At 59.9% G+C, this 8,989-nt stretch carries 12 protein-coding genes and 1 pseudogene; 4 read left to right on the forward strand and 9 right to left on the reverse strand.

What is annotated here, in order from left to right:
• From CT676_RS42215 to CT676_RS42225, 3 genes and pseudogenes are all read right to left on the reverse strand, one after another.
• The coding region (locus CT676_RS42215; protein ID WP_135217198.1) for an IS3 family transposase at positions 1-578 on the reverse strand (578 nt) is incomplete at its 3' end.
• Positions 527-871: a transposase gene (locus tag CT676_RS42220; RefSeq protein WP_135217191.1), complete on the reverse strand. Its 345-nt coding sequence runs from the start codon at positions 869-871 to the stop codon at positions 527-529. The genes CT676_RS42220 and CT676_RS42215, both read right to left, overlap by 52 nt.
• Positions 872-957: 86 nt before the next feature.
• Positions 958-2,185 (reverse strand): annotated as a pseudogene (locus CT676_RS42225) (ArgE/DapE family deacylase).
• A 259-nt stretch (positions 2,186-2,444) separates the two neighbouring features.
• Here CT676_RS42225 and CT676_RS42230 point away from each other — a divergent pair.
• The 4 genes from CT676_RS42230 (at position 2,445) to CT676_RS42250 (ending at position 4,555) form a co-directional block, all read left to right on the forward strand.
• Positions 2,445-2,999: a fasciclin domain-containing protein gene (locus CT676_RS42230; RefSeq protein WP_135217192.1), complete on the forward strand. Its 555-nt coding sequence runs from the start codon at positions 2,445-2,447 to the stop codon at positions 2,997-2,999.
• Between the two features lie 425 nt (positions 3,000-3,424).
• Positions 3,425-3,667 carry a pyridoxamine 5'-phosphate oxidase family protein gene (locus tag CT676_RS42240; protein WP_135217193.1) on the forward strand — a complete coding sequence of 81 codons (243 nt, stop codon included), beginning with the start codon at positions 3,425-3,427 and terminating at the stop codon, positions 3,665-3,667.
• 60 nt (positions 3,668-3,727) lie between these two features.
• Entirely contained in the window at positions 3,728-4,021 is a 294-nt protein-coding gene (locus CT676_RS42245) for a hypothetical protein (RefSeq protein WP_135217194.1), read from the forward strand.
• 102 nt (positions 4,022-4,123) lie between these two features.
• Positions 4,124-4,555, forward strand: a complete 432-nt coding sequence (locus CT676_RS42250) for a TspO/MBR family protein (protein WP_135217195.1) — start codon at positions 4,124-4,126, stop codon at positions 4,553-4,555.
• Here CT676_RS42250 and CT676_RS46385 read toward each other — a convergent pair whose 3' ends face one another.
• The 6 genes from CT676_RS46385 to CT676_RS42270 all read right to left on the reverse strand — a co-directional run bounded on the left by CT676_RS46385 (position 4,556) and on the right by CT676_RS42270 (position 8,163).
• Positions 4,556-5,038 carry a hypothetical protein gene (locus CT676_RS46385; protein WP_343287591.1) on the reverse strand — a complete coding sequence of 161 codons (483 nt, stop codon included), beginning with the start codon at positions 5,036-5,038 and terminating at the stop codon, positions 4,556-4,558.
• On the reverse strand, positions 4,969-6,087 hold the full coding sequence (locus CT676_RS42255; protein WP_343287592.1) for a cryptochrome/photolyase family protein: 1,119 nt from the start codon (positions 6,085-6,087) through the stop codon (positions 4,969-4,971). Before CT676_RS42255 ends, CT676_RS46385 begins: the two co-directional genes overlap by 70 nt.
• A gap of 57 nt (positions 6,088-6,144) precedes the next feature.
• On the reverse strand, positions 6,145-6,792 hold the full coding sequence (locus CT676_RS42260) for a ChrR family anti-sigma-E factor (protein ID WP_135217196.1): 648 nt from the start codon (positions 6,790-6,792) through the stop codon (positions 6,145-6,147).
• Entirely contained in the window at positions 6,789-7,331 is a 543-nt protein-coding gene (locus tag CT676_RS42265; protein ID WP_135217199.1) for a sigma-70 family RNA polymerase sigma factor, read from the reverse strand. Before CT676_RS42265 ends, CT676_RS42260 begins: the two co-directional genes overlap by 4 nt.
• 159 nt (positions 7,332-7,490) lie before the next feature.
• Positions 7,491-7,892, reverse strand: a complete 402-nt coding sequence (locus tag CT676_RS45845; RefSeq protein ID WP_244623510.1) for a DUF6321 domain-containing protein — start codon at positions 7,890-7,892, stop codon at positions 7,491-7,493.
• Between the two features lie 10 nt (positions 7,893-7,902).
• Positions 7,903-8,163: a DUF2177 family protein gene (locus tag CT676_RS42270; RefSeq protein WP_244623511.1), complete on the reverse strand. Its 261-nt coding sequence runs from the start codon at positions 8,161-8,163 to the stop codon at positions 7,903-7,905.
• Positions 8,164-8,989 lie beyond the last annotated feature (826 nt).

Consider the following 8,989-nt stretch of genomic DNA (forward strand, 5'->3'; position numbering starts at 1 on the left):
CGATAGGCAGCCGCAGCGTATTGTGATCCACGATCGGAATGATGCACGCAGCCGGGAGGTGGTTTGCGGCCTTCGATCGCGGCGGCCAGGGCCGCGAGCGTCAGCCGGGCGTCGATCGAGCGGCTGATGGCGTATCCGACCACTCGCCGTGACCAGGCATCCAAGATGACGGCGACATAGACAAAGCCGCCGGCGATGGCGACATATGTGATATCGGCCACCCAGAGTTGGTCGGGACCGGTGGGAGTGATGTCGGTGGCGAGATTCGGGAAGGTCGGCTGACCGTGATCGCTGTCTGTTGTCACCATGAAGCGGCGACGTAATCTCGGCTGAAGGTCATGCTCACGCATCAGGCGGCGGATCTTCTTGTGATTAACGATCAGGCCCTGCTGGCGAAGCGCAGCCTGGACGCGACGCCAGCCATAGTGCTCGAACTCGTCGCAGATAGTGGCGATCGCCTCAACGATCGCAGTATCATCGGCCGCCTTCTCAGAGCGGTCATAGTAAGTCGAGCGCGCAATCCCCATCAGCCGACATCCTTCCGTGACGGAGAGGCCGCGGGGCCGGTGATCGCGGATGTAGGCTCGCTTCTCCTCCGCGGTCGTGCATGCAGAGCCCCCTTTAGAAACTCGAGCACCAGGGCCTGTTTGCCGACCAGCCTCTCGAGGGCGGCAATTCGCGCCTCATAATCCTGGAGAAGATCGGCCGCCGCCAAATCTTCATCGAGAGCGCCCGCCTGAAACTTCTCGACCCAGATCAGATTGCGGGAGATGTCATGCCGCTTCGCGAGGGCATGCAGTGTCTCGCCGCTCAGATACTCCTGGGAAACCTGCTGCTTGAACTCGACGCTATGCGTTCGGTGCTTTGCCATGGGCCTTCATCCTCTGAAAGCCCGGCTGCCGGGTCAATTGCTGAAAGCCATTCCGTCTGCTCCGAGGGGCCCACTCCAGATGGGGGTCAAAGTGCGGCGCTTATTTGCATCGTAATTCGCTTGAGCGAAGACAGACTCACGCGTTCGTCGAATCCATCAATGTTTTGGGAATAAGGGCCGTAACATAGCGCAGGGGTCTCGTCGTAAAGCGAATAGGCCCGCGTATCGAGGTATCCGGCGGTCATGAAGGTCTGCGGAGTCTTGCCAGTGGCCACGCGATGGGCAACGGCCAAGACCGCCTCGGCCTCGGTGCCGGGCTCCAGGACGTAGCCTTCCGTATGAAATCCATGAAAAGTTACGGTAGGTGGGATATTCGACAGAAACGCGTCTGTGGCGCGAACTTTCCAATGCGCTACCGAATCTCGCGAGAGGCGTCGGCGGCCGACCACCCCGGATAGATCCGGCACCAGGCTAGCACGGACGATTCCCAGTCCCCGCCTTCGATCTTGCCGATGTTCAGGTTGATCAGGTGATCCTCGGTCTCGAAATGCGGGCGCCCGGCTTTCTTCGCATTCCACTCCGTCTCGAGCCTTCGCAGCTCGCCGATCACGCGATAGGCGGCATCTATCGCGTTTGCTCCGTTCCCATTTCTCTCACATGGACGGGTATGCCCTGAACCTTCACTTGAAACCAGATGACGCCCACGTTCGCGCGTACCAGCTTCTCATCTCAGGCTCCGGGATGAACGGCCTCGGCCCGATACCCTCTCAGATGGGTCATCAGGGCGCCATTGCCCGTGGATTCTTCTTCGACAACCGATTGCACATAAACCGTGGCGGCCGGCTGCAGTCCGATTCTCCGCAGCGCGTCGAGCGCGTAGAGATTTGCTGCGTGCCCTGCCTTCATGTCGGCGCCTCCGCGGCCATACAGCCAATCGCCATCGATTACCGGTTCAAAGGGGGGATGGGTCCACAAGGTGTCGGGGCCGGGCGGGACCACTTCCACATGGACCTGCAGAGACAGCGATCGTCCTTTCTCCTCGCGCGGCCTATGCGTTCCGACAACGATGGGCGCCCGGGAATGCGCGGGAGAAAAGGGTGATCCGCCGGGGTGCCGTTCGATCGCTTCCTGTCTGGAAGCGCTCCATGGAATAGCCGCGCTTGCGCAGCTCGCTGAACACGCGGTCCTGGACCACGAACTCGTCGCCACGCACCGAACAGTATCTGATCAGGTCCCGAGTGTAAGCACCTGCTCAGCAAAACCGTTCTCGACCGATGCCATGGTCGAACGTTGAAGCGCCCCGTCCAATGCCATTTCCAGCTCGACCATTCTAAAGTCTCTTTACCTGACGGGAGCGTATACGAAGTTGAGGCGAGGATCTCTAATACATGCCAAGCTCCCGGCGCTAGTTTTCTTAGGTGCGAAGCGGCCCGAACGTTCGACATCTCAGATTGGATCACCGGCCGCTTCGCGGCGCTTCGCCGCAATATATCTGCAAACCATTTCCGGGCCGGCGTCGTATTCATACTGCCGACGGAAGTTCCTCATCGGAGCCGGGCACACAGGAGACGACATGAACAATCGCATTTTGAGCTTGATCGCAGCATCTGGCTTCGGCCTCATGGCCACCGCCGCTCTCGCCGAGAACCCGATGGTCGGTGGGGCCGCGATGTATCCCCACAAGGACATCGTGGATAATGCCGTTAATTCCAAGGATCACACGACCCTGGTTGCCGCCGTGAAGGCGGCAGGTCTTGTTGACACATTAAAGGGCAAGGGCCCATTCACGGTGTTTGCGCCCACGAACGCGGCATTCGAGAAGCTACCTGCGGGCACGGTCGATACACTGCTGAAGCCGGAGAACAAGGGAAAGCTTGCGACGATCCTGAAGTGCCACGTCGTGGCGGCGGAGGCCATGTCAGGCGCCATCGACAAGATGATCAAGGATGACAAGGGCGCGCATCCGGTGAAGACGGTTGGCGGCTGCATGCTGACCGCCAAGTTGAATGGAAACAAGATCACGCTGACCGACGAGAAGAACGACGTCGCCACGGTCTCGATTGCGGACGTAAAGCAATCCAACGGCGTGATCCATGTGATCGACACCGTCATGCTGCCGAAGAGTTGAGTGCGACGTCGCCTCTAGACCGCAGTGAATGCTAGTCGGGAGAGACGTCAGTTCTGCTGCCTCTCCCGACGAGAGAACCTGCTGGGGGGAATATGGCTCTGTGCGACCCAGCCGGTGGTGTGCGTTGTTCAAGGGGTCTTCAATGCCTGCAGCCGCTTGCGGAAAGCCAGCACCATGACCTCGTCCGGCGTTAGCTTCGCGTACTAGCGTTTGAGTCTACGGGCGATCTTCGCGTCGATCATCCTGACGAGGTCTCCCGACATGTAGGCTGTCAGGATTTCGGGGGGCACGTAGCTCTTCCGGCAGATCGCGGGCGTGTTACGCCTAGAATCTCCGGAATCGACCGTTCCCATGACCCGTTGTCGTCCACATACTTGAAGAGTTCGTGGCCGGGGATCTCGGCGCATCGTCTCACGATCGCAGCAATGCGCTTATCCCTCCACCTGCTCAGCGGATCGGTGTACATCGCCGTCGAAGGGACGGCAAAATTGGTCCGCGACAAGGCCGCTTTTGAAAAGCATTGGACGCCGGATCTCGACGAATGGTTCGAGGAGGGCACCGATACTCCGGGCCTGGTGCTACTCGAAGTAAAGGCCAGCCGGATCAAGGTTTGGGAAAGGAACAAGGAGAGGGAGTTGATCCTGCAGCGGTTGCCGGCCGCAAAGTGATCCAACGCGGCTTCGGCCGCGTTTTTATGCGTATTGACGGACGGACGCGGCGGTTACCCGATGATCGAAAACAACATCATACGGTTTCCCCGGCCGGATGACGATCTTGCCTCTGAAACGCGGATGGCGCAGGTCGCCCGGCTCGCCGAAGACGTCGCCGAACAGATGGATACGGGCGGAGCGCCGATGGACATCCTCGGGCTGCTCGGTCGCATCGAGCAGGCCTCGGCAGCGCTGTGGGAAATCGGGCAACTCACGACCTCAGGGGCGGAGCGGCTGAAGTTCCATGAACTGTGCGTTAACGTGCAAGTCATGATCAGTCGCATCCGTGCGACGCTTGAGCGAACGGCGTAGAATTTGGGCAAAGCGAAGATGATTAGATTTAAAGCAGAGGGGACCCTCGTCCGATCGGACAAAAGAGTCGGATCCGGGAAGCCGAGCTACGTCAGCTTAGCGATGTTCGTTATCGCCGTGGTCGGTGCAGGTTTCGCGATCGGAATGCTGAATCCTCCAGGGCAATGGTACGCCGCCTTGAGCAAGCCATCTTTCAACCCGCCCAATTATATCTTTGGACCCGTCTGGTCGGTGATTTACCTGCTGATCGCTGTCGCCGGCTGGAGAGTGTGGGCAGCGCAAGGCGAGGCGATTGGAAAGTTCAACTGGAGCGCTCAGATGGTTTTAAATTTCGCCTGGTCGCCGATCTTTTTCACCATCCACTCGACCAAAGGTGCGCTGATCGTCATAGTGGCTATGCTGCTGACCATCCTGGCCTTCATCGCGTACCAATGGTCTCGCGATCGCTTGTCGGCGCTGCTGTTTGCGCCCTATGCGCTCTGGGTTTCGTTTGCGACTATTTTGAACGCCAGCATAGTCATTCTCAACGCCTAACTAGGGCGGGCTCGAGGCGAGCGCGTCTGCGCGTCGCCGGATTGCCCGGAGCTCGTCGGTGTCCTTCCGGGCCAGGTTGAGGTAATGATTTCTCGTGCGGCCGTTCGAAGCGAACCGCTTGCGGTGCTTGGCGAGGAAATTCCAGTAGAGCGTGGTGAACGGGCAGGCATCGTCGCCCACGGCCGTCTTGGGATCGAACCGGCACTTTTTGCAATGGTCGCTCGTCCGATTGATGTAGGCGCCGGACGCAGCATAGGGCTTCGTGCCCATCACGCCGCCATCCCCATATTGGCTCATGCCAAGCGTGTTGGGCAGCGACACCCAGGCGATCGCATCCCAGAACATGGACATATGCCAACGGTGCACTTCGTAAGGAGCGACGCCTAGAAGCAGCGCGAAAAGCCCGAGCACCATCAGGCGCTCGATATGATGGGCGTAGGCATGGTTGATGGTGTGCGCAATGGCGTCCGCGAGACAGCGCATGTCGGTCTCGCCCGTCCAGTAAAACCGGGGCATCCGGAGATGCGCGTCCAAGCATTTTCATCGGCATAGTGGGGCATTCGCTGCCAATAGATGCCGCGTACGTATTCCCTCCACCCGAGGATCTGGCGAACGAAACCCTCGATCGCGTGCAGCGGAGCCGCTCGATTCGCGTGCGCTGCCCTGATTACCTCGTCCGGCGTCAGCATATGCAGATTGACCGGGCCGGTAAGGCGCGAGCGGTAGAGAAAGGGCTCTCCATTACGCATCGCATCCTGATAGGTGCCGACCAGCGGCAGCCTGTTAGATACGAAATCCTCGAACTGTTCGAGAGCCTGGGCACGCGACACGGGAAGGTCGATGGTGTCGAGCTTGCCCGGGCTGCTGGCGAAGCGTCGCGCAACGACGTCGCGCACTTCCGTGGCTATTGGGTCCATCTGGCAGGCAGGCACCGACGGAATGACCGGCGCATTTCTCCCAAGCGGCTTCCTGTTCTGCTCGTCGCAGTTCCATGCAGAGACGATCGGCTTGCCGGCCTTGTCCATCAGAATTCCGGTCTTCTTGCGCATGAAGCGATAGAAGGTCTCGAGAATGTATCGTGGGTGATCCCGGGTGAAAGCGGCGAATTCGTCCCGCGAGCAGAGGAAATGCCGATCGGTCCTCTTCTCAGGCGGCTGGGGAAGACGTCTCAGCTTCTCAGCGACGCGCCAGTCTCCCGGCTCGAGGACGATGGTGCGTTCGGGTTTCAGCAGCTTCTGAGCGCGCTCGATTTCGGTTTCGAAACTGCCTGTATTGGCGGGATCGTCGATGCCGACATAGTGCACGCGTCGCCCACGCCCGATCATAGCCTCCCTGAAGTGTCGCATCGAGGCGAAGAAGTAGGCGACGCGAACCTTGTGTTGAGTGATGTAGGCCGCTTCTTCCATCACCTCCATCTGCAGGATCACGTCGACTTCAGGATCGAAGCCGTCGAAGGCTGCGGAGTCGCCGTCGAGTTGGTCGCCCAAGACCAGGACGAGGTTTCGTGTCTTCAGCTGCGTCGACTTCGCCATCCGAATACGTTGGCCCTCGTTTCTACACGCGGCGCTGCACCTTACTTTGCAGGTCGATCAGAGCCTGATGAAAGGCGATACAAGGCGCCCGAGCCACCCATTGCCTTTCAGGCTGCCGGACATCGCCACGAAGCAAAGGCAAGGCTCCTCGATGCCCACGACAGGCTGGTGGTTCACGTCTCCGTCGCCGTAGTCGAAGTCGCCGGGCCCGAAATGACCGCCTTCGTGCGCGAAGCTGCCTTTCAGGACGCAGGTCAACTCTGTCCCGGAATGCGTGTGATCGAGCATCTTGGCGCCGGGAGCGGACCAGAGCAGGAAGGCGCGCGACCGGTCGGCACCCAACAGGATGATCGGCTGCATCTTCACGCCCGGAGCCACGCGGCGCTGTTTGCCGAAACGGCATCGGCGGAGAACGTCGGGCAGATCGTCCTCCGCCGGCGTCGCGGTTGCACCAGTTGCGGCAGGCGAAGGCGCGAGCTTCGCATCGATCTTGGCGAGGACATTCGAAAATGCGTCTTCGCGCATGGGAGCTGGGGGAGCTTGGTCGATAGCCGTGCCACCGATCCGCTCCAAGGCCCCAAGCAGCCGGCGGCAGCTCGGGCATTGAGCTGCATGGACCGCCATGGCAAGTCGATCCGCTTCCTCGAGCGAACCGGAGGCAAAGCCGGCGATGAGATGCTCCGGGGGATGATGCTTGATAGTCATTTCGGTTCGTCCAGTAGTTCTCTCAACCTGTTCATGGCCAATCTAATGCGCGACTTGACGGTACCAAGCGGGATGCCCAGCGAGGTGGCGATCTCACCGTGCGCTTTCTCTTCAATAAACGACAAACGGACCACGGTGGATTGCTCCTCCGATAGACGAGCAAGCGCTGCCGCAATGAGCGCAGCGTCCTCGTTCCGAGCATGTATCTGCTCGGGGGAGTCCGCGGTATCCACCTCGTAAGTCGCTTCGGCCGAGAGGGCCCGCTCCTGACGAACGGAACGCCTGGCGGCGTCGATGCGCTGATTGCGCGCGATCGTGAATATCCATGCCGCAACGCCCGCGGTAGCCGGATCGAACTGACCTGCCTTTCGCCACACGGCCACGAAAGTGCTCTGAGCGATGTCTTCCGCCGTTTCGGGATCGCTTCCGGTCTTGACGAGGAAACCCTTCACGCGAGGAGCGAAATGCTCGAACAGGCGGGCGAATGCGTCGCGATCGCCTTCGTTCGCGACGCGTTTGATCAAATAGGCCCAATCCACCGTCGCCTTCAGCCTTTCACCTGTGAGTCGATGCTGCCTGGTCGGAAAGGGGTGCGCCTCGAACGGTTCCCTTCGGATCAGCCGTGCAGCTTGAGCGTTCACGTTGTTATGCCTGTGCGTGCGGTACGTCAAAAGGAACGACGCCGCAGTCGACATGGATCACCGTACGATCCGAAAATATGCATTTTCAGCCGGGTCAATGGGTGCGGGCGGATCCGCTACCGCTTCTGTTTGGCCTCTTTTAGCTTCCGATATCGCTCTAGAAGGCGCCTGCCTTTGGCCGGGACCGTCTTGGGCACGGGCTCCCCCCACGCGTGGGCCGACAACGCGTGCCGGGTCGGCTTGCCGTTTTTGTCCACCCAGGGGAGGCATTTTCTTTCGACCGTGGAAGCGTACTGCCCAGCTGCCCTTCCAACACATTTCCGCAAGCGTCATTGACGTGGCGGACTTCTTGAAGCCCGGCTTCAACCGCGACCCGTTCCGCTTGGCGAGTTTGCGCCAGCCAGCGGCTGTGAGACCGCCCGTTAAATCCTTTGCCGATTTACGTGTTGCCTCCGCCATGATGCGCTCCTCAGACTGTCAGCAGATGCCGAGCCGCCGAATATCCGCAGTAGGGGCTGCCGCCACCCAACAATCCGCCCCAGACGATGTCGACCACGGAGAGCGTCGTGATCCAATTCCGGAGGATCGCCTGATTGGCAAGGTCATAGGTTGCATAGGTGAAGAAGCCAAACAGCAAGCCAAGCATCACGGCCCTGCTGGCGGAAGCCGCGGCGTGCGCGGGTAACACCGCGAATGCGATCAGTCCCAGCGGATAAAGCAAGTCGAACACAATCGCGGGCCAGAGGTTTGGTTCGCTTCGCGCGATGTCGCCGATCGTCGCGAGATGCCCATCGGTTTGAGCCAAATCGCGTCGGTGAGAGCGAATGGAACAGCAACGGCCAGATAGAGAGCGGTGTAAGACATGCTAACTCGCTGTGTGTGTCCCTGTCAGAACGATTGATGTGGTCTTTTGGATCACTGGGCCAGACCCGGAGCCCTCTGATGATTCCGTCCCATGCAAGCGCTTTAGACGGAACCTGCCTTGGGCGGCCACGGTGCGCCCAATTTCGGAAAACACGCCGTTGCGCATCATCCGGATCATCGCCTCGTCGAGCCCGCTCACGAGTTTTGCTTTTCTGGCCGATCCAGTCGACGGAAAACTATTCGGTTACAAGACTGTGCACCTCACGGAACAGAGGGTACGGTGCGGCTGTCAGCCCGCATTCTCGCGACTGTTCGCTATGGCTGCGTCTTATCGCTTATTGTCACTCTGGATTAAGCGGTGATGGTCAGAGGCTCGACGCCGCACCACTCAGCAATGAACAGTGCCATCGTCGTCGTAATGTTATTCGGCGTACGGTTTGACCTCCGATCGGCGCCGAAGGTTGACCCCGCCCAACACGGCCCAATTCCTTGAACCATCACCGGATTGCTCATCTCGTGTGGGGTCAATGTTGGAAGCCGATTGGAGTGGGCCCCTCGGAGCAGACGGGGTCAGGCTGCTGGTTTGACCGTTCGCCGGGTGTGTTGATCCTCGAATTGCACAGGACTGAGATAACCGAGTGCCGAGTGAAGCCGTCGACGGTTGTAAACCTCCTCAAGGGAGCGCGGAAGGT

The sequence above is a fragment of the Bradyrhizobium sp. MOS001 genome (assembly GCF_004634465.1).
Classification (GTDB): Bacteria; Pseudomonadota; Alphaproteobacteria; order Rhizobiales; family Xanthobacteraceae; genus Bradyrhizobium; species Bradyrhizobium barranii.

Excerpts from the sequence above, each read along its gene's own strand:
- CT676_RS42220 (WP_135217191.1), bottom strand. The coding sequence starts at position 871 with ATGGCAAAGCACCGAACGCATAGCGTCGAGTTCAAGCAGCAGGTTTCC.
- CT676_RS42240 (WP_135217193.1), top strand. The coding sequence starts at position 3,425 with ATGCGCTTATCCCTCCACCTGCTCAGCGGATCGGTGTACATCGCCGTC.
- CT676_RS42255 (WP_343287592.1), bottom strand. The coding sequence starts at position 6,087 with ATGGCGAAGTCGACGCAGCTGAAGACACGAAACCTCGTCCTGGTCTTG.
- CT676_RS42230 (WP_135217192.1), top strand. The coding sequence starts at position 2,445 with ATGAACAATCGCATTTTGAGCTTGATCGCAGCATCTGGCTTCGGCCTC.
- CT676_RS45845 (WP_244623510.1), bottom strand. The coding sequence starts at position 7,892 with ATGGCGGAGGCAACACGTAAATCGGCAAAGGATTTAACGGGCGGTCTC.
- CT676_RS46385 (WP_343287591.1), bottom strand. The coding sequence starts at position 5,038 with ATGCGCTGTCTCGCGGACGCCATTGCGCACACCATCAACCATGCCTAC.
- CT676_RS42260 (WP_135217196.1), bottom strand. The coding sequence starts at position 6,792 with ATGACTATCAAGCATCATCCCCCGGAGCATCTCATCGCCGGCTTTGCC.
- CT676_RS42250 (WP_135217195.1), top strand. The coding sequence starts at position 4,124 with ATGTTCGTTATCGCCGTGGTCGGTGCAGGTTTCGCGATCGGAATGCTG.
- CT676_RS42245 (WP_135217194.1), top strand. The coding sequence starts at position 3,728 with ATGATCGAAAACAACATCATACGGTTTCCCCGGCCGGATGACGATCTT.